The 21,248-nt window shown below is 59.9% G+C and carries 11 protein-coding genes; 1 reads left to right on the top strand and 10 read right to left on the bottom strand.

From position 1 onward, the window contains the following. Positions 1–274: 274 nt before the first annotated feature. The 10 genes from P2PM1_RS07490 to P2PM1_RS07535 form a co-directional block, all read right to left on the bottom strand. Positions 275–985 carry a hypothetical protein gene (locus tag P2PM1_RS07490; protein ID WP_186398690.1) on the bottom strand — a complete coding sequence of 237 codons (711 nt, stop codon included), beginning with the start codon at positions 983–985 and terminating at the stop codon, positions 275–277. Between the two features lie 93 nt (positions 986–1,078). Then, on the bottom strand, positions 1,079–4,426 hold the full coding sequence (locus tag P2PM1_RS07495; RefSeq protein ID WP_186398691.1) for a Swt1 family HEPN domain-containing protein: 3,348 nt from the start codon (positions 4,424–4,426) through the stop codon (positions 1,079–1,081). A 15-nt stretch (positions 4,427–4,441) separates the two neighbouring features. Continuing rightward, positions 4,442–7,261, bottom strand: coding sequence for a DUF1156 domain-containing protein (locus P2PM1_RS07500; RefSeq protein WP_186398692.1), 2,820 nt, complete (start codon positions 7,259–7,261; stop codon positions 4,442–4,444). Next, the gene (locus tag P2PM1_RS07505; protein ID WP_186398693.1) at positions 7,245–11,474 is read right to left on the bottom strand and encodes a sacsin N-terminal ATP-binding-like domain-containing protein; all 4,230 of its coding nucleotides are present in this window, start codon (positions 11,472–11,474) and stop codon (positions 7,245–7,247) included. The genes P2PM1_RS07500 and P2PM1_RS07505 overlap by 17 nt, the downstream gene beginning before the upstream one ends. Then, entirely contained in the window at positions 11,471–15,055 is a 3,585-nt protein-coding gene (locus P2PM1_RS07510) for a helicase-related protein (protein WP_186398694.1), read from the bottom strand. The genes P2PM1_RS07505 and P2PM1_RS07510 overlap by 4 nt, the downstream gene beginning before the upstream one ends. Position 15,056: 1 nt before the next feature. After that, positions 15,057–15,938, bottom strand: a complete 882-nt coding sequence (locus tag P2PM1_RS07515; protein WP_208985216.1) for a WYL domain-containing protein — start codon at positions 15,936–15,938, stop codon at positions 15,057–15,059. A 172-nt stretch (positions 15,939–16,110) separates the two neighbouring features. Next, complete coding sequence (locus P2PM1_RS07520; RefSeq protein ID WP_244301442.1) at positions 16,111–16,311, bottom strand: AlpA family transcriptional regulator; 201 nt, start codon at positions 16,309–16,311, stop codon at positions 16,111–16,113. A gap of 452 nt (positions 16,312–16,763) precedes the next feature. Beyond that, positions 16,764–17,513 carry an SDR family oxidoreductase gene (locus P2PM1_RS07525; protein ID WP_186398696.1) on the bottom strand — a complete coding sequence of 250 codons (750 nt, stop codon included), beginning with the start codon at positions 17,511–17,513 and terminating at the stop codon, positions 16,764–16,766. Positions 17,514–17,636: 123 nt separating this feature from the next. After that, positions 17,637–18,572 carry an AraC family transcriptional regulator gene (locus P2PM1_RS07530; protein ID WP_186398697.1) on the bottom strand — a complete coding sequence of 312 codons (936 nt, stop codon included), beginning with the start codon at positions 18,570–18,572 and terminating at the stop codon, positions 17,637–17,639. A gap of 151 nt (positions 18,573–18,723) precedes the next feature. Next, a complete protein-coding gene (locus P2PM1_RS07535) occupies positions 18,724–19,629 on the bottom strand; it encodes a LysR family transcriptional regulator (RefSeq protein WP_186398698.1) in 906 nt (301 codons plus the stop codon). 300 nt (positions 19,630–19,929) lie between these two features. Here P2PM1_RS07535 and P2PM1_RS07540 point away from each other — a divergent pair, with 300 nt between their 5' ends. Continuing rightward, positions 19,930–20,967 (top strand): aldo/keto reductase, encoded by a 1,038-nt coding sequence (locus tag P2PM1_RS07540; RefSeq protein WP_186398792.1) that lies wholly within the window; start codon positions 19,930–19,932, stop codon positions 20,965–20,967. The last annotated feature ends 281 nt before the right edge of the window (positions 20,968–21,248 follow it).

The following is a 21,248-nucleotide window of genomic DNA, read 5'->3' on the forward strand; positions in this document are numbered from 1 at the left end:
CCCGCCTGGTGCTCCTTCAAAATGCCGATGATCTGCTCATCGGAAAACCTGGATCGTTTCATTACCTGTCTCCTTCGTCAGGGGCAGGCTAACCTCAAAGCGGAGACAATTCAGGGGAGCAGGTCAAGTACAGCCACGAGTTCCAGGCGCGCGCAGCTGAGGAACTCGGGGTGCTGCCGGACGGGTCCGCCATCGCCGAGATGCTCGCCAACTACAGCGTCATGCGGGATCAGGCGCGAGCATGTTCGTCACACTGATTGATCGCGCCAAACGTCTAAACATCGCTCTGCGCGGCTACGAAATCAGCACCATCTTCGGTGAATAGCACATCTGGCCGAGGGCCTTCTCGGGCCTCATCAACAGCATCGAATATGCTCTGACCGGCAGAAACCACTACCGGGTCACGCAGTTCAGAACTATAGGCCTGTGCGGTCGCAGCTTCCAAATGCTCCATGTACTCGGTGACGAAGCGCCCGACGCAGGGCTCAAACAAGGTCGCAAGGTCGTGTTTGTTGTAGATCGGATACGCTGACTTCCATGTCGCGCCGTAAAAGCTCAGGATGAAAACGCCTGTCGATGATGGCCTCCAGCCTTTCGAGACGACGTGTGCTCCGATCGAAGCCTTGATATTGCCTAGTCGTTGGTCAATTGCGCGGATCTTGTCTCCATCAAAGCTGCCGTGGCCGCGCTTGCACTCAAAGACGTAAAGTTTTCCTGTGTTGGCGTTGAACGCGAGGCAGTCGAGGTGTGCTTTCCCTCCAGTGACCGGGATCTGTTCTTTCGCCGCCTGCCAATGAGGCAACTTGTTGATCGCGAAGATCAATGCTCGCTCGATCAGAAGCCCGTGGCGCTTCTTAATGCCATCCACCTCAGACACGAGCGCAGAGAGACGTGGGTTCGAACCGAACAGTGGATCGCAGGGAATGGACGCCGACTTCGCTTTCGCATCGGCGACGAGTTGGCCGGCGTGCTGCTTCCAGAGCAATGCTTCAGCATATGACAGCCTCAGGCACAAAGGAGTTTACCTCCCCGCCTTCGTCCTTTCTCCTCGATAGCTAGAGTTAGCAGAGACACCCCATCACTCCTCTTCGAAACCCTGGTTGTTGAACTTCAACGTTCTGCTGTTTTCGGTAACGGTGCGAACGACGTTGTCTGGGGCGCCGTTTGGGATCTCGGCTTCAATTTCTAGGGTCACCCGGACATTCGCCCCCATCAGTCCGGAAAGGTGTGCAATCACCTCTTCTGCGACACGGCTCGCGTCCCGTCCCACGCGCGCTGCGTCCAGGGTCACCGATCCATGGAAGCGCCTGGGCTGTCGCGGTGTCTGTGCTTCTCCGCCGCTGGAGACTGAGCCTTCTCCAGGTATCGCAGGCGTCTCATCATCGGGCTTGGCGGGGTCCCCACCTGTAGATGCTCCACCTGTGGTCGGTCGTGGCGCCTCGTCGTCCTGCTGCTTGAGGGCCGGCTCGGGTTTTACGAGCAGCCCAACCAAGTTCTCAGGCGACAAGGAAACCATCTGTCCGCAACGAAGTCCTCGATACCTAGAGGCAGCTTCGTCATAGCTCTCCGCATAAGCGAAAGAATCCCTGCCCCATGTCAGGAGGCCCAAGCCTTCACGGATGGCATCGAGCAGGACGCCGGTGTCGCGGAGGCGCGGCAGATAGAGGTACCGTGCGAAGTCTTCAACGAGCTGCTTCACTACGACATGGTCGCCACGCCAAAGCGGAACCTGATCGAGCTCAAGCCGAAGCCGTGTGGCGGCGAGGCCCGTGATCAAGAGCTCGTCGTTCCGCAGTTTCCGGCTAGCGCGAACTGCCAATGGCTCCTGGCCACTTAGGCGGAAGCTTTGCCACTCAATTGGCGACTGCGGCGTAGGCTGATGGGGGACAAGCAGCCATTGAAATGCCTCAGGTAGACGCGCATTCACCGAGCTGTCTGCGCTCGCTTTCTGTGTTTCCGCCTGACGCACCTGGTGCGGTGTAAGGTCCAGCTCGTTCTTTTCATCGAGTATGGACTGCCATGCGATGAACCGCCGGATTGCCTCATCGAGATCCTGGAGGCGGGTTTTGTCGGCCGCGAGAAACACCAGAGTATTCCGATACAGACGCGGTGCCGTTCCGCGCGTTTCAAGAATTGACTTTGCTGCGGCTTCCGCTGCGCTGCTCGCATCGCGGCTGTGGGGATACTCCGCACCAAGCACGACAAGTCGCGCATCTACGTCATCCGGCACGTCCTGTCCCGACTGAGGAAGGGGATGGACCTTTGTGAAATCCCCTTGCTTGCGCAAATCGACGCGGAGCCTTGCGTCCAGTTCGCGGCTGATCCGGTCCGGATCGGATTTCAACTGTTCCGTCCGATCCTCAGCCAGCTTGGTGACGGTAGGTTGGGTCGAGTACCAGTAGCGGGCCCCATCCTGGTAAAGATAGGTCGCGGCACCGCTGAGGCGGCGCAGAGCGTCACCGAAAATGGCCGGCGATTCGGAGGGCATCACGCATCCGAGCTTGATCCTCCGATCTTCGATGCCCCTGTTGGAAACCGTCGATCCCGGCGCTGAGCCCAGATAAATGGTACGTGCGATGCGGCGACACGCCGAGAACTTCCCAAGATTGGGAACCTCGCCGTCGATCCGTAGCGGCAGTGAGTTAGGGCCATCGACGTCCTTCTCGATGATCGGCGTCCAGTTGTCGGAGAGGTATCGCGTCAGCTCGAACTGCACGCGCGGGTCATCGATGGGAATGTTGGCCGGCTGTATCAGCGGATTGCGGTCGCCTTTTTCCCAAAGGCTATGGATCACCGCCGCCATCAAGCGCAGGACACCGCGCGTCCGCTGGAATTTCACGAGCGTCGACCACTCAGTGTAAAGCCGATCGAACACCTCGGGGTGGATGGGATAAGCGGCCTTGAGGCGCCCTTCATATTCCGAGTCGCGGCATTCCTGCGGGAACTCCTGGTGCTGGCTGCGGTATAGGTCGAAGTAGGCCTTGGCTACGGTGTCCCGCGCCACGAATTGAGATTGCTCGATCAGCGGTTCGAACAAGCGCCTGCGTACGATCTCGAAACCTTCCTCAGCACTCGCAGGGCGCCAGGACGATTCCACGCGACCGATCGCATTGCGGAGTCGATCCAGAGCCTCGCGCCCACGGCGACCGCCGACCTCCACGTCATCCGCTTGGGTGTGTGGCGATCCCGCAGTGTCCGATGCGGGCAAGCTGACAACCAGAAGACAGTGCTTCGCCAGCTTTGCCGACTCAGTCAGCGCCTGAGCAAAGGTGAAGTGGGTCTCGAAGCTGCCGGCAGGGAGATCGCTCTGGTCATGCAGCTGGCGGGCATAGGCGACCCACTCGTCGATCAGTACGAGCGCTGGGCCATACTCGTTGAAGAGATCGCGCAGGACATCACCGGGGCTTGTCGCCTTCTCGTCGTCTGCCCGAATGCGGTCATAGGCCGCTCGACCGCCAAGTTGCCAAGCGAGCTCGCCCCACAGGGTGTGAACGAGTGTGCCGTCTTCCTTCTTGACCGGGTTGCCGGGCGAAATCTTGTTCCCGACCAGAACGACCCGCTTGACCGAGGGAAGCTCGGCGATTCCCGCCTGCTTCATGACGCCCTCGACGCCGAGCAGTTCGCTTGGGGTCGCACCGGAGAACAGATGGTACAGCGCCAACATCGAGTGCGTCTTACCGCCACCGAAGTTGGTCTGGAGCTGGATCACCGGGTCGCCGCCGTCCGCAGAGAGGCGACGCACGGCGCCGACCAGCAATTGTTGAAGGCTGTCGGTCAGGAACGTCCTGCGGAAGAATTCCACCGGTTTGCGGTACTCGTCGGCGCCTTCACCGATGTGGACCTGCCAGAGGTCCGCGGCGAACTCTGCCTGCTGGTAGCGACCGCTCGCCACGTCACGATGCGGGCTGACCACCTCGCGCCAGGGCTTCAGTGAACCGGTCGCCTGACTTTCGATGGCGGTACCCGCCGACTTCCGCTTCTCGTTTCGCGCCTGCTCGTCGAACCGGACGCGCAGCAACTCCATCTTTATGCGCTCCAGGTCCCTCGACTGAGGGGCGGAGACAGCCGTCAGCAACCGGCCGGCGCTGTCGAGCGCGCGGTAGGCGTCGTCGCTCGTGAAAGGCTCCTGATGCGCCCACTTGTTACGGTGGCCGCGCAACTCGCCGACGAGCCCCCGCTCGGCGGGGCCAAGCGTCTTCCGGAAGACCTCGTTCCAGGACTCCCACATCACCTTCAGCAGCAGCGCTGCATCCCAGTCGGTTATGGGTTTGTCCTTGATCAGTGGGTCGCTTGCAAGCGCTTGGAGGGACGGGATGCTCGTCCCGTCTTTCATCGCCGCCTTGATCTCTCGTTCGACGAAAGGGCCAAGTCCCGCGCGGAGCAGGTCGAGGGCATTGCCGACGCGCTCGTGATTCGTTGCCGCCATGTTGCCTGCCCTCCGTTAGATCAAAGTGCCCTGAGCCGGCGTCTCGGACGCCGCCACGGGCATTTCGCGGGCAAGCCGCGCGATTTCCGGCCATCCGAGGACAAGGGCATTGTAGCCCTGCGCCTCTTGCGACCACTTCTTACGCTCACTGATGTTGTGGAGGCGGTAGGCGAGCTCACGCGCCACCTCTCCCTGGTTCCCGAGCTTCCGGAGCAGTGCAGCGGTTGCTTCGTCGCCCGCCTTGTCGAAGTGGTAGAGGCGCAGGAGGTGGTGCGTCATCTCCCAGACCGTGAGCCGCTTGTCGCTGGTTGGGTCCCAATCGGCGGGGAGCTCTGCGGGGGAAAGCAGGCGGACCTTTCCGCCCTTCGATTCCACGATCCCGGCCTGCACCAGGCCTGACACGGCCGTCACCTTCGCCTTGCTGAGAAGCTCCGCATCGCCATAGTCGCCGGCACCGAAGCCATTCTGCTCGAACCAGGCGATGGCCCAGCGGGTGTCAGCGTCGAAGTCATCCTCAAGCTCGCTCAGAACCTCGGTAAGGGTCTGGTTGATGATGCCGAGCGCCGTCCGAACCGTCATTGGACGGCCGGACGATTCGAGAATACGGCTGTAGCGGGAGTAGACTGCCATGCCGGGACCAATCGCCGCTTGGGCAAAGTCCACCGGCGCGATGTTGCCCTGCTGCAGATGTCGCAGTGCCGCCGGCAGTGTGCGCTTCAGCTCGTTTCGGAACTGATTGCTGGCGATCTGGGCCGCATCTTCTGGGCGCGGACGACAGGCAAGCACAATGTATGAAGCGAGTGCGTTGGACCCCATCGCGCGCATCCTCCATGTCTGCGACGCGCGAACTGGCCATGTGCCTGTGATTTGGAACCCGCTGGAAACCAGCGCTTCGAGAAGCGTTTCCCATCCCGTGGTCAAGTCGACGGATGAACTATCATCATCAGAGATACCGCTATCTTCATCGTCTTGTTTGAACGCATAGTAGACCGTTAAGGGGAATCTTCGATCCATCTCGGCGCGCAATGCGGTGAAGGCGGATCGGAAGCCTCCTTCGAAGTGTTCTTTGGCCCTTTCCCGGTCGCCATCAAAGCGTTCGGGCGACGCTGTGAGTTCCGGCATTTTTGGAACAAGAACAGTGCTAAACTCGTGTGGGAACAAATCTCCAATAGTTCGGCGAAGCCAAACATAGAAAAAATCACTCAGCGCCGCATAACCTATGTTGTCGTAGTATGGAGGATCAGTACTGATCAAAAGCTGATCAAAACCATTTGCTCCCGTTGCGGCATCAATTTGCCTCGCGCTTCCAGCGGTGAAGTGACCAACACTCAAAGTTTCGATACATTTTGAGACATACTCGTAGCTAGTCTTCCATGCACCAACTGAATCTCCAGCCAAATTTGCCTCGCCGAAATCCCAGAACATTGGCACCACTTGTCGCCCAAAGAGATGCATCACTTTCTGATTAGAAGCGTTCCACGCACATAGGCTGTTGTTGAAGTCAACGCACCTATCCAGCGCAAGGGCAAGCATAGTGCAGACATCTCTGCAATACTCTTTTGCTTCCTCATTATCCAAACCAGAACGCTTTGCATCTTGGGTTATTTCATCACGAATGGCCTTAATATGGTTGCTCAGTTCAACCAAGGTTTGAAGTTGCCTGGGTGTGAAAATCTCCCAGTGTCTTTTGATTCCATAATTCTGTATGCGGAAGCCCAGAGCTGACTCTGGCAAGTCAGTTTCAGGGTAGTCTGACGGCAGTGCGGATCGTGCTACCTCTTCGTGGGTTTCGTTGGCGGAAAGGTATGTTTTTCCGCGCCCCAAATCTGCCACAATGGCAATGAGCTTTGTACCAATCGCGTTATTCTGTCCTTGTTTTCGGATGTAATCAAAGGTGATCGGGTCGTCACTGAGGAGGCATTTGAATCCTGAACGCCCAACTTTTGTGCCGGCAGAAACTGCCGATCTATCTGAGGGCGTGTCGAAGCGCACTGAGAAGCTGTACGTTCCGGCCGCGCGGTCGACGTGCGGCTCCAGCCAAGCGAGATTTCCCTTCTTTGTTGAGAGCCAATACGTGCTGATCAGGGGAACGTGCCTGCCGCGCGCTGCAGGGTTTGGGCTGGGTACCGTGCGTGCCCAAATCCAGGCGATCACATTTGCCTCGCCGCCTCCTTGCTCTCTCGGTAGTTGAGCGCGTGGGTACAGCCGCCCTATCTTATTGAGGGCGCGATCTCTCACTGTGGCGCCATAAAACCTTACGTCTGCAGCAAGGCCATCAGTTCCCTGCCACGCCTCGCCGCCAGCTATTCTCTTTCGATCCGCCGGATTTACTGGTGCGTAATCCTTCCAACGGGGCGCTATTTCGAGATTGCACTTGTTAAGCAATACAGCGACGGGGTTGAGATCGCCCGCATGAGCTTCGAACCCCATGCGATGGGCTTCTAGAGGAATTGACCCTCCACCTGAAAATGGATCGAAGACTGCCGGAAGCTTCCCGTCACAATGCTTGAGCATTTCCGCTTGTGCTTCGGCATAGACCTCGGGCGCTTCATGCAGCTTCTTGCCCATCATGCGGCGCAGAATGTCGAACAGGCGCTCGCGCTCAGCATTCTGCTCTTCTTCAGTCGGCCACTTTTCCGGATGCGCTTCAGGATCGTCGACGACCGACGCAAAGAGGATCGCCCGCGCCGTCGGAAGCGGCAGGCGCGCCCACCAGTGGTGAATGCCCTTCGGATGCGGTCCGATCCCCGGCATCTTGTCGTAGGCCGAGGCGTCATTGATTTCCGGCAGCGGCAACGCCGCTTCGATGAGCTTTTTCTTATGCGTGGCGGTCATGGTCGTAAACAAGCCTGTATGTTGCTGGGTAGAGGGTGACTTCGCCCCCGTCGCGCATAGCGCGCAGGCGAGCGCCGGTCACTTCGACCGGGGCGCCCTCCACGTTGGAAAGGATGAGTGCGTAGGTGTCCGGGTGCTGTTCGATCAGCCCCCAGACATCGGCCTCGAGCTGCAGCGGCTCCTGTTCGAGGCAATGGTCCTTGGGCCAGTAGTAGCGGACCAGATCGCCCCCCGCAGTGCGGTGCTCCCAGGGAAAACGCGCACCGTTGGCCTTGCCGATCCAGCTGCCGCCTTCATGGAAGAAGCGGTCCTCGCCGTCCTTACCGAAACCCTGTGACTTTGCGAACCGCTCCATGATGCTCGGCTTCGGGGGCTTTGGCGTCGGTCTGGGGCGGGTGTCACGGGTGTCGATCCCATCGAGGGGTTGCTGTTCCTCCTCGCCTTCCGCATCCGTGCCGGGGGCCAGGTCTTCGTTCTCGGGTTCCGGCGACACGGTCATTTCGTCCGAAGTGGTGCCGGGCTCGTCAGTCTGAACATCGGATGTGCCAGGCGCGGTTTCCTTCTCGGGCGCATCCCGTTCGAGCTTATCAGCTGAAGGCACATCTGCCTCGGTGGGCAGGGCAGTGGCCGGTGCAAGCGAAAAATTCTCCGCGAGATACTCTCGAACGTCCTGCGCGGAACGATCGAAGCTGTAGTCGAGCGCGGCCTTGATGTCGGAACGGGCGATGCCCTTGCCGATCTCCTCGGGTACACGGCGGGCGAGTTTCGCTTTCGGAAGCGGCTCAACATAGAGACGTTCATCGAGCCAGACGACGTCGGCGCGGCGCGGCGTTCCGGCGGGCGTGCCGTTAATGTAAGGGATGATCTCCAGCTCCGGCGTCTCGACCCATTCGGTCTTGGCGAGCATCGCGGCGACGGCGCGCACCCGATCCGTCTCCTCCTCGCCGTCGAGTTCGATCCGGCACAACTCCATGCCTAGGGTCCGCAGCCACTCCTTCTTGATGGGCTGCCCTGCGAACAGGGGATCCTCCTGAAAACGCTCCTCGATGCGCGCTGCCAGTAATGGCAACTCCGAGAATGGCGGATTGGAAGTCGCTTCTCCGGGGAGCCGCTGCAAGTCTGCCGTTGTCTGCTTCACCCACTGGTGAAGGTGCTTCCATGGGATTAGTGGCTGCATCGTAAGCGCGTAGTCGAGGTTCTCGACCGGCGACCATTCTCCGGCGAGGTTCAGCCAGTGCCCGCATTCTTCCCAAATGCGAACGGGATGGCGCACGAGTAGAGATCGCACGCGCCGAGCATCCTCTTGAGCAAGGGCGGCTCCGGACGCGAGGCCCTTCAACCACTCAATAGCAAGGTCCGCCGTTGGCCGATCCGCCACGCCAATCTTCCGCCACAGGGCGAGGTCGCTCACCGAGCTCCGGATCACGGCAGCGTCCGGCACATCCTCGTCGTCGGACATCAAGAAGACCGACGACGCCGTCGCCCAGGAGCCATCATGTGTCAGGACGAGCTTCTCAGTTCGCAGCGCCTGGCGGATCTTCTGGAAGTCGGCGGTCGAGCAAGTCTCGACCATCTGATCCAGTCGGCGATACCACTTTTCGACCTCATGGACCGGTGGCCTGTCCGCCTTCGCCAAAGCGCGAAGGCAGTCGAGCAGGCGGTCGGGTCCAGTGGGCGTAGTTCGCACACCCAATAGGTCGAGGAGCGGTCGCGTGGTTTCGCGGTCCAAGAGGCCGTGGACGAACGGCTCCACGTCAATCAGTGACTCTGTCTCCGGCGTGCGCCGGAGGAGGTCGTCCGGCTTCCGATGGAAGCCCCGCGTGTCAGACAGGCACGGGAGCTTTCGTAGCTTCAGCGCCCATGACGGCAACAGCGGGCTGAATGTCATGGAACGGGTGTTTCCGGTGGTCGCCACTTGGAGAAGCCTGGCGCTCTTGGCCCGACTCCAAAAGGTGTCTCGCTGCGTCAGGATCCGATCGACAAGCTTAACCCAGATCCGATCGTCTTCGGCAGCCAAGGCCTGCCAGTGACGCCAGTAGGTCTCTTCGAAGTCCCAATCCTCGATAACGAATTGGGACGTGACATACGGGTACGATAACTCACCTTGGTGCCCACGGAGCCGCGCCTCCTGTTCGATCTGGCGCTTGCCGTAGACGCTGATGCGCTTTGAAACCAAGGGAACGAACGTCAGGAGATTTGACCGGCCGGACGCAATCCATTTCTGCCAGTCTTCCGACGAGCACGACGTGAAGGTGCGCGAATAGTCTTGGTGGAGAACACTGGCCTCGCGTTGCCTCTCGGGCAACAGATCGCCAAGCTTTCCGTCTTCGTCGAAAAGGATCGTTTTATCACTGGATCGAAGGTGGCGATCACGTGTGGCGTACTTGAAGCTGTCGCCGACATTCGCACCCAGCTTTGCGGCGATCTGTGCCAGTTGAACGCAGCCTCCCAACGATACGCTGTCTTGGGAGAAGAACTCAGCTGCTACCTGGTCAATGACCTTGTTCGCATCGCTGGTGTCATCCAGGCCGATTTCCTCCAGGACGGCGTACGCCGCCTCCACGTCATCCTTGGCCACGGTGCCCGCACCCTCGGAGGCACCGCGCCGCTGTTCGGCAAGGAAGCGCGGCCAATTCTGATTGAGCACGATCAGATACTGTGAAAGGAATTCCCAGTCGCCTTCGGACTGAAGAAGCTTCTTCTCCCCAAGGCGGACAACCTCATTCGCCGCATACAAGACGTCCTTGCCTTGGACGGGGACGATCTTGACGTCGTCGGCGTCCACATAGTGACGATAGCCGGTGATCTCGGGCGCGACGTACGCCCACAATACAAGAAGCTGGCGCCAGCTTTCTGGCTTAGGGAGGTGTTTCTCCTGCAGGATGCCGAGAAGCTTCTGCTTGCTGATATCTTCGACCAGTCCCCACCGAAGCAGCTTATTCTGATCGCGCAGTTCGATGCTGTGGCAAAGCGCCGGCCTCGCCTCCGGGTCCAGCAAAGCTGATGCTTGTTCAGCCGGCCATACCTCGAGAATCGTGGTGGGAACGATGACGGACTGCTTCTCCGGAACGAGTTCCCCGCCTTCGGTGAGCAGGACCTTTTTACCATCAATGCGTTCCGCGAAGGTCTCTTCGACTATCGTCCCGCAGACGCCTTCCAATGAGCTATCTTCCCTGTCGACGTCCGGGAACAGGCCGTAGGCGCGAGCGCGCTCGGCGAGCGATGTACTTCTATTGCCAATCCAGTGAAGCATGGCGGACGCAGCAAGTTCGCCCGCCCGCTCAAGGAGCCAACGGTTCGTTGGAGACGTCTCAGGATCTTTGATCTTTAGACGGGCAGGATCCTGAATAAATGGCGCATTGCAGGCAAAAGGGAGCTCCGTCTCCACACCCGTGGGAAGCACGACATAGAGGCGCCCCTTCGCACCGAGAACGACCTCTACTTTGCACGGAGGAAACTCTGTGCCTTCTTCAGATCCGAGCATCCTCTCCTGCCGGATCTCGGCGAGCGCCTCCTTCGGGAATGCCTCGGGCTCTGACCTGATCAGTAGGTACGTCTCGTCTTCCTTCTCGTAGAGAGCCATCCATTCGCTATCGGGTACAGGCCCAGGGCCGAGGCTCCCCCAATGGACTTCGCGATCACCGATCCGCATACGGCGGATGTTCTTGAAGAAGAGAAGGGAAACCGGGCTCTTGAGCCATTCCGCAAGGTTCTTTTCGACCTCTCGCTGCCTGTGATGATCGCTGATCTCTACGCGAATCCTCGTTTTCCCGTCGGTCCTCGTCGCCGTCGACAGCCAGATCGGCTCGGTAAATCGGCGGCGGTGAAACGCAACGCAGAGGGACGGAGTGTGCAGTTCAACCTGGTCTCCGAGACTGAACGTGCTCTTGAAGCCGATCCCTCGGAAACCAATGGTATGGAGAGCGCGCTTGTTCGAGTATCCGAAGCGGCAGAGTGATGCAAAATGCTCCTCCGCAAAATCCTCCCCGTCATGTTCAAAGATGAAAACCCCATCTTCAACCCAAACAGTAGCAGCAGTTGCGCCAGCATCATCGGCATTCTGAAGAAGCTCCGAGAGGATATGCCGCGGGCTTTGTACCTGCTTGAAAAGCTGGTGCCACGGGCCGGCCAACTCCGGGTCCCTCTCCAATTGGTCCCATCTCTGTGCCGCCTTTTGGCGGATTGCGTCGAAGTATGGGGGCCGCGCGATCATCTAGGAGGCTCCGCGCGGGCAAGAAGCTCAGAGAAATCATAATTGATACTGGTCACACCGAAATCAGGTTCGCGCTGAAACGGTCGACGCACATAATGAACCTGATGGTCACCTGTCTGCAGGTCACCTTTGAACTCAACAATTGCCAAGATGAAATCGTCAGGCTTGTTAAGCGAGTAAAGCACCTCGTTTTTCGTAACGGTGATCGTAGAGGCACTTTCGGCGCGACCTTTGACCTCGATGAAGCGGAGCCGGCCGGTCCCCGGTACTCGGCTTTCGATGTCGTAGCCAAGCTTCTCTAGCTCGCGATCTACTGGCTGGTAGCCAAGGCCCTTTTCGATCTCCATGACGATTTGGCGAGCACGCGCTGCAGCCGCTTGTGTATCCGGCGAGGCTGCTGGAGCTTGGACGCGGTCTGGTGCTATCTTGGCCAAGAGGCCGATCGGTACAACCAACATGCCGCCAATCACAACAGGTGGAAGCGGTGACAGCTTTGCTTCCAGGCGGAGTTCGGCCATTCTTTTCTCAAGTCTCGCTTGGAGTTGATCCGCGCGGCGGCGAGCTTCATTCGAATTGAGACGGGCGTTTGCCTTACCCGCTTGCTCTTGGAGCTTCAGCTCCTCGGCGCGATGATCCCAGTACGTGATCTCCTTCGTCAGCCGCTCTTTAACCGCAGCTTCGGTTTTCGCGATCAATTCCAGTCGCCGTCCCGAAACCTCCTTAAGATGATCTGGAACGACGTTTCCGATGGCATACGCTTGTGCCTTGCCCTCCAGGTCGCGGCTCAGCCAAGAACACTCCGGGCGCTGCAGAATTTCGCTCGCTACAGGCTCGTCCTCGCGCAGGGGCCGGTAATCGAGGTATGGCGCATAGCTCAGATGACGGGCATTGCCGTTGGCATCCATCTCCACATAGAGCATTCGCTTGGAGACGATGCGGCGGTCACCCGACCGGGTTTGGCTGCCGTCTTGGATCGCGTGCTCCAAGTAGAAAAGCATCCTCGGACTCTCGCCGGCATCGCGCTCATCGACCAGGATGGCTCCACGCCGCATCAAGTCACGGTGGCGCTCAAGCGCCAGATCAAGTGTCGCATCGAGCAGAGGATGTCCCGGGCAGACAAAGGCCGCGAGCGGCTGCCCCTGCGGCGCAATGAGGGACTTGTCGAATGCTATTCGTTCGTATCGGGACAGAACCGGCTCACCCAAGCCGATCAATCGGTCCCGGTTCCGAACCGGCGCGGGAACGCGGCTTATCTCGTACCTACGGTGCTCCCGCTGACGGGCTGTGCCACCCAGTTCCTTAAATGCTTCAAGGAAGAAAGATTCAATATAATGGGGCTGCAGACGGCGCGCATCTGCACGCTCCATCTCTTCGCGGACCCGATGAACGCGGCTCGCGTCCATGGATTCTGGAGCGAGAACACGGTCTTCGAGGAGAGTGCGGAGTTTTTCGTGATCGAGAGCTCCCTCTAACGCCTTGGTTAGGTGTTCCTTAATCTCAGGCTTTTCGCCAAAGCGGATAGCTTCAATCAGCAATTCCCGGAGCGGCTTGCCATCGAAGACCACCTTTCCGAGCACATCAAACACCTGACCACCAAGCGCTTCCCGTGCGCGCTCAAGCTTTTCGAGCAAGGTTCGGTATACGTCGCCCTCACGTGTCTCATCAGCAACCAAGTTCCAAAGGAAGCAAACCTCGGTCTGGCCAATTCTGTGAATGCGGCCGAAACGCTGCTCAAGTCGATTGGGGTTCCAGGGCAGGTCATAATTGACCATCAAATGCGCGCGTTGAAGGTTGATGCCTTCACCTGCTGCATCCGTTGCTATGAGCACCTTTACTTGGGGGTCGTGCCTGAAGGACTCTTGAGCCTTCATGCGGTCCTCTCGGCCGACGCCGCCATGGATTGTGACCACTGCTTCTCTTTGGCCGAGTAGCGTGCTCACACGGTTGGCCAAGTAAGTGAGAGTATCGCGATGCTCGGTGAAGATCACTAGCTTCTGATGTGGTGAAGCCTTCGGAACGGGTACGCCAGCATCATAAGGCGCAGAATCCTCTGCCAACTGGTTGGCTATTGCGGCAGGTGTAAATATCTCCCCCAGGAGCTCGGCGAGCTCCCGCCATTTTTTGTCCTCACCACCTCTTCGAACACCTAGGGCAAGCTTTTCGAGATCGATGAGCGTCTCGATCTCGGCCCGAAGCTCATCAATAGTCCGAGCGGCAGTGGCTTGATCTAGGATTTGATCTTCGGTGTCTTCAAGTTCTTGATCCGGCGCATCCTCTAGATCTTCCAAGTCCTCGGCGTCGAGGGATGGACCGGAACTTGAGAGCGCTTGAACGATCGAACCGCGCTGCAGGAGCTCAAGCTCACGTAGGCGGCTTTCAAGTCGCTCGCGACGCCGACGCAATGACTGGTAGATAGCTTCCGGTGATGACGCGAGACGCCGTTGTAGAATAGTCAGCGCAAATCCGACTGTCCCAGCTCTCTTGTCGTTCTGCAGCGCCTCAGCTCGATTGAATTCTTCGCGGACATAAGCCGTGACAGCTTTATAGAGCTCGGCCTCCTTATCTGACAGTCGGTAGGGGACCGTCTTTGCTACTCTAGGCGGGAACAGAGGTGTTGCGTCGAACTTCAGAAGATTCTCCTTCACCATTCGCCGCATGAGATCGGAGACGTCGCTGGCGTGAACGCCGTCGCGGAACCGTCCTTCGAACCGATCGCCGTCAATCAGCGCCATGAATAGTTGGAAGTCTTCCTCCTTCCCGTTGTGCGGCGTCGCGGTCATGAGAAGGAAGTGACGTGTCAGCGCCGAAAGTCTCTGCCCGAGTTGATATCGCTTCGTGTATTTGATCTCGCCACTGAAAAAGCTTGCAGACATTTTGTGCGCTTCGTCGCACACCACGAGGTCCCACGTCGCGTCTGGCACCTCGAGTTTCGCCTGCAAATCCTCGTTGCGACTAAGCTTGTCTAAACGCGCGATGACTAGGTTGTTTTCCAGAAACCAGTTCCCGGTCCTGGCCGCTTCCAGCTTGTCGTTCGTCATGATTTCGAACGGAAGCTGAAATCGACGATACAGCTCGTCCTGCCACTGCTCAGCCAGACTTCCTGGGCAAACGACTAGGCAGCGATGAAGGTCGCCGCGGGCAATGAGCTCCTTGATCAGGAGACCTGCCATAATGGTCTTGCCTGCACCTGGGTCATCAGCCAACAGAAAGCGCAGCGGCTGGCGAGGAAGCATTTCCTCGTAGACGGCCGTGATTTGATGAGGCAGCGGTTCAACCAAAGAGGTGTGGACTGCCAGCACCGGATCGAACAGATGCGCGAGTCTTATACGGTGGGCTTCTGAAACCAGCCGGAAAAGTCGGCCGTCACCATCGAGACTCCAGGGCCTACCCTCTTCGACGACATCTAGTCGCGCCTCGTCGTGCCTATAGAGCAGCTCGTTCGCGACCTTCCCTCGAGCATCCTTGTAGGTCAGCTCAAGAGCTTCAGATCCGTACCACTGAACATTGACGACGGTTACAAGCCCATCAGGCAGGACCCCACGAACCGACGTATTAGGCAGGAGTTCTTCGAGGCTCGCCATATCAATCACCGTTGCCTGGAGATGCGCTCGCGGCTTGTACCTGAGTGCGGTTGATGAGAACGATTTGCTGATCCTGGGGAGGTCGCGCAGAGGGATCCGTGTCCAGACCCAGCCTCTTGAGCGCGTAATAAAGAAGCGCCTTCCGGACCGGAATCTTCGCCTTCCCGCCGCGCATTCCATAGTCGAGAGCGATGACCTTCTGCTGCGTGTCTGACAGCTCCGGGTGCGGTCCGATCTCCAAAGTTACCTGTTCGTTCCAGTCGGCATCCGTGTCGTGCCCCACGTCGCTCGGCTTGGTGCCGCGGGTTTCTATGATCCGCGAGAGCAGGAAGTCCTTAAAGCTACGGTCGGTGAGGCAGAATGCTCGGGTGTGCCAACGGAAACCGTCGAATCCAATCGCGTGTGGCGCGATCCAGCGCCAGCGAGGCTCTGGCCGGGAGAGCGACTGGTACTTCACCTCGATAGCCTCAGATCGCCGGATCGCAGCGACCACCGAACGCAGAGTTTCGGCGTTGACGCCCCGCACAGGGGTCGGCGCGGCGTCGTAGGATGGGAACTGGCCAATCCAGGCGTCAGCCGTGTCAAGGATGCCGTCGGCAACGGAGCGCAGCTGAGAAAGGTAGCGGCTGGCGTCCGGCTTTAGGAACAGCGGCTCAAACTCGGTGCCCCGAATGTAGGTCCGGGCACTCTTGTCGTAGACCATATTGTCCGGCGCCATTCCGATGTAGCGGTTCAGGTCGGTGGACGCTTGATTCACCGAAACGCCGAACGCATCCATCAGATCGCCCCGATTCACATGCCCCTCCCAAAACAGGCGGAACTCGATGAATTCGAGCCGTCGCTCGACGCCCCACCGAAGATCTGCCTTTTCTGTTCCCACCATGCACTCCCAGTGACATGATCCATCCCGTAACTAGGCATGCCCAGTTTCTGGACCTTCGATCAAACTATCCGAGAAGTGGAGTGGGTTCAATCGAAATTGGGAGAGTCCGCGTGCAGGCGCGAGGGCGGGGGATAGCGGCCGTGCCTCGACCGACCGCCATCCCGGAGCTGTATCAGGCGCCAGTTTGCTGAACCTGCCCAGGGTCCGAGGTGCTGGAGCGGACCATCGACTGCTCGTATTCCTCGATGTCCGACAATCGGTAGACCACCCGGCCGCCCACCTTGAGGAACTTCGGCCCCTCACCAGTCCAACGCCAGCGCTCAAGTGTGCGATGGCTGATCCCCCAGCGCACCGCCAATTCAAGTTGGTTCATGCATGTTGCCTTCATCTTCGTGCCCTTTCGTTGCGGCAAGTTTAACTGCGACACGACGAAGGCGTGGGCGGGAAACACTATCAAGGTAATACTGGCCTGAGCGCCAAAAGCTGGACAATGCGGCGCATCGCGATGAACAGCGAAGTTCCACGAATGCGAAGATTCACCTATGAATACGAGGGCGTGCTGGTGCGATGTGGGGCATACTCCGAGCGAGTTTGTCGAAGAGTCCTCTCCCTCCGCCATTATCTGACTTCGCGCTGTCGCCCTTCGGGCTTCGCTCCAGTCGGGGCCTCGCACAAGCTCGGACGGCCCTTGGCCTTGCGAACCCTGCGGGTTCGAAATGTCTGCGCGATGCTCCGCCATCTCGGTCAAAACAGCGCTTCTGGCGAACGAACTACCGCCGAATGCCGCCGATATTCCCACTCTGCAGGATCGAGCGGAGCACGACCTCAGCCGTGGCGGGCCTGATAAAGGGCGACAGCGTCAGCTCCACCGGGAAACTGAAGCCGGCCGGACGTGTCGTGAACGGCGGCCCAGACGGCCTCTGCGACATCCGTTTCCTTCGTCGTTTGCGCCGGCTTGGCGTAGGCTTCGAAGATCGGCGCCGCGAAACCGGCATAGGCCGCAGGGATGAGATCCTCGACGCGCAGATCGGTGTTGTGCGCAAACCGGGTCGTCGGAGCATAGCCCGGTTCCACCAGCCTTGCGCGGACACCGAAGTGGCCAAGCTCATGGGCGAGCGAGCCGGTGAAGCCCTCAATCGCCTGCTTGCTGGCGGTATAGGCGGCCGCCAGCGGCATGGAAGCCAGCGTAACGCTCGATGTCACATTGACGATGACGCCGGATCGGCGTTCGCGCATCTGCGGAATGACGGTCTGACACATCGCCATGACACCGAACGTGTTGGTGTCGAACACCTTGCGGATATGCGCCATCGGCGTCGCCTCGAAGGCCCCGACGACGCCGATGCCGGCATTGTTGACGAGCACGTCGATCGGCCCGGCGGCCTCGATGGCGGCGACGATGCTCTCTTCGCTCGTCACGTCGAGCGGCAGCATGCGCAGGTTGGACGAAACCGGCAGAAGAGCGGCGTCGGGGCGACGCATGGTCGCGATGACATTCCAGCCCTTGTCGAGGAAATGCTTCGCCGTTTCAAGGCCATAGCCCGAGGATGTGCCGGTGATCAGGATCGTTTGCATGGGAGCTTCCATTCGTTTCGGATGGCTCCGTGATAGCTTCAAAGGTCGAGACGATATATAATCCAAAGTCCATTATCGTTTTCCAATCGTCCATATCGGCAGAGGCAGCCTGGTATCGAGACTTCAGCGTGGCTCGCTCTCGATCCTAGCCGGTTCACCGGCACTGCTGCTCCGAGCAAATTTTCCGGGTGGACAGCCGAGCCGCTTTCGAAAGGCCGTGCTGAAGGCGCTGGCGGATTCGTAGCCGATCTCGTCGGCGATCCGGTCCAGCGTCTTGGTTCCCCGCAGCAGGGCGTCCTTCGCCAGCGCCATCCGCCAGCGGACGAGATATTCGATCGGGCCGCAGCCGAGGACCGCGCCGAAGCGCGCGGCGAAGGCGGAGCGCGACTGCCCGGCGATCCGGGCGAGGCCGGCGACCGTCCAGTCGGCGCGTACATCGGCGTGCATGGCGCCGAGGACGCGCGCCAGAGCAGGATCGCGCATCCCGTTGAGAAGACCGGCGCGATCATCGTCGGTCGCGACACCGCGCAAGCGCAAGGCTTCGATGAGCAAAACCTCCAGCAGCCGCCGGAGGATCATGTCCTTGCCCGGCTCGTCGCCGCTGCATTCCTCCAAGATGAGATCGATCACCCGCCTGAACCGCACCGATCGCCCTTCCGAGGGTGGGACATGGATCATCCGCGGCAGCAGGGCGAGCAGGAGCGGAGCGTTGGCCGCCTCGATGCGAAAGGTGCCGCCCAGCGATTCGAAGTCCGCCTCTCCCTCCTGCTCGCCATGGCGGGCGGGCACGTCCATCGGGTCGCGCGGCTCACAGGCGATGGCGGGATGGCTGCTCAAGGTGAAGGCCGGGGTTGCAGGCAGAAGGAGAAAGGCGCCCTTTTCCAGCTTCAGGGGCTGCTCTCCCTCGAAAGCGATCCAGCATGCGCCTTTCAGAATGATCGTGAAGCCTGGAGCGTCGTAAGCCGCATAGCGAACGCCCCAGTGACCCCGCCCGGTAATGGGCTTGGAGATGGCCGTGTTCGGCCGGAGCAGAGCTATCACATCGCTGAGAGGGTCCATATGGACTGTCCGTAATTAATACCCGCTGCTCGCTTATATGCCGTCCTGCCCTCGTCTTCCAGCACGCAAGGGTCGGCAGATCTCGCGGTCTGCCCACCGGGAGCCCGATATCATCGCCGTCTGTCACCCAATCACCGCCGAAAACCGCCGATCACCGCACCTTTCCGTACTCGGCAAGGAAATCGAGAAGCGCCCTGATGCGCGAAGGCAGCGGTCCGCCCTGGCCGATATGGATGGCGTGGAAGGTTTCCCGATCTCCCGGGTTGAGATGTTCGAGCACCGGAACGAGACGACCGGCGGCAATATCGTCGCGCACGGTGAAGGCGGCGAGGCGCGCAAGCCCGCTCCCGCCTAGTGCAAGTTGCCGCAGCCCCTCGCCGTCACTGGCCTGCACGCGGCCGACTGCCGGAACGACGACAATGTCGTCGTTGGTTTTCATCGGCCAGCCATCGACCTTGCGAACATAGCCAAATCCCAGGCGATTGTGCCGGGCGAGATCATCAATGCTTTCCGGCTCGCCGAAGCGGCCAAGATATTCCGGCGCTCCCACAATGATCATGGCGGTATCCCCGAGCTTGCGTGCGACGAGGCTCGATGTCTTCAGCGGCCCGGCGCGCACGGCAACGTCGGTGCGCTCGGCGAGAAGGTCGACGACCATGTCGGTCTGGACGAGATCGAGCGTGATGCCGGGGTAACGGTCGAGGAACTCAGGCAGGATCGGTGCAAGGATGTGCGTGGCATAGGAGGCGCTGGTGTTGAGCCGGATGCGGCCGACCGGCTGCTCCCCCGCGCTGGCGCCGCGTTCGGCGTCTTCTATATCGGCCAGAATGCGTGTCACGCGCTCATAGAATGCGCAGCCCTCCGGGGTGAGTTGCAGGGCGCGCGTCGAGCGGTTGACGAGTCTTGCGCCGAGCCGCACCTCCAGCCGCGCAACCAGCTTGCTGACAGCGGAAGGCGTCATGCGGCAAACGCGTGCGGCAGCGGAAAAGCCGCCCTGATCGACCACTTGGGCGAACACCTCCATTTCACGGGCACGATTGATCTCGGAGCGGCTCATTGGTCCTTGAGTTCATAAATGAAGTTCCAATCGGCATACTACATCACCTTGCCTGCAGGTTCTATCTCTCGTCCTGGATTTCAAAATTACGGGACAGGACATGCCGCTCGCTCTCTGCGCTCCGACCGCCGGTGCCTTTGGCATCGGCGCTACCGACTTCGCCGGCATGGGTCTCCTGTTGGAGAACAGCCGCGATTTTCCCTGGTCTTGCCATTGCGACCGCGCTGATTGCCGTCCGTTCCGGCAAGCGCATGGCGCTCACGCCTCCACACGCAATCTGATCTCATAAGGAGCACTCCCTTGGACCATCGATCACTCGGAAAATCCGGCCTCAAGGTGCCGGTCCTCAGCTTCGGCGCTGGCACATTCGGCGGCTCCGGCCCGCTCTTCGGCAATTGGGGCACCTCCGATGCAACGGAGGCCCGTCGCCTCGTGGACATCTGCCTGGAGGCTGGCGTCAACCTGTTCGACACCGCCGATGTCTATTCCGGCGGCGCGTCGGAGGACGTGCTTGGCGAGGCAATCAAGGGCCGACGCGATGCGGTGCTGATCTCGACCAAGACCGGCTTGCCGATGGGCGAAGGTCCCAACGAGGCGGGGTCCTCGCGCTTCCGCCTTATCCGTTCCGTCGAGGATGCGCTGCGCCGCCTTCGGACCGACTATATCGACCTTTTGCAACTTCACGCCTTCGATGCGGGCACGCCGGTCGAGGAGGTTCTTTCGACGCTCGATACGCTCGTGCGCGCCGGCAAGGTCCGCTATGTCGGCGTGTCCAACTTTTCCGGCTGGCAGATCATGAAATCGCTGGCGGTCGCCGACCGCCACGGCTGGCCGCGCTATGTCGCAAATCAGGTTTACTATTCGCTGATCGGCCGCGATTACGAATGGGAACTGATGCCTTTGGGCGAAGATCAGGGCCTTGGCGCGCTGGTCTGGAGTCCGCTCGGCTGGGGACGGTTGACAGGCAAAATCCGCCGCGGCGCATCGCTGCCCGAAGGCAGCCGCCTGCACGAGACGGCGAGTTTCGGCCCGCCGGTGGATGAAGAACATCTCTATCGTGTAGTCGATGTTCTGGACGCCATCGCGGAAGAAACGGGCAGGACGGTGCCGCAGATTGCGCTCAACTGGCTCCTCCAGCGCCCGACCGTCTCATCGGTCATCATCGGCGCGCGCAACGAGGAGCAGCTTCGCCAGAATCTCGGCGCGGTCGGCTGGAAGCTGGAGCCCGGCCAGATTGCCCGGCTCGACGAGGCGAGCGCCGTCACCGCGCCGTATCCCTACTTCCCCTATCGCCGGCAAGAAGGCTTTGCGCGGCTCAACCCGCCGATTGCAGGCTAATCGGGCTCTCTCATGACATGGACCGGAATCGGATGCCCCCTGGGCCGTCAGGCGTCAGCCTGCTCGGCAACTGTCTAGTGTGGTGAATTTGAAATACGCCTCATTTCTTGCAGCGTGCCGGTGAGCGTATTTCAAGTTCGAAAACCACACTAGAAACATAGACTTGCTAGTCACCCTTTTGAATCTGAAGTTCGTCCAGAGCATGCCGAGAAATGTGACGAACTTCAGATTCGGGTGACTAACTCGTGGACTCATATTGTGCCGGAAACGGCGTCTGGCCC

The organism is Stappia sp. P2PMeth1 (assembly GCF_900185735.1).
GTDB lineage: Bacteria > Pseudomonadota > Alphaproteobacteria > Rhizobiales > Stappiaceae > Stappia.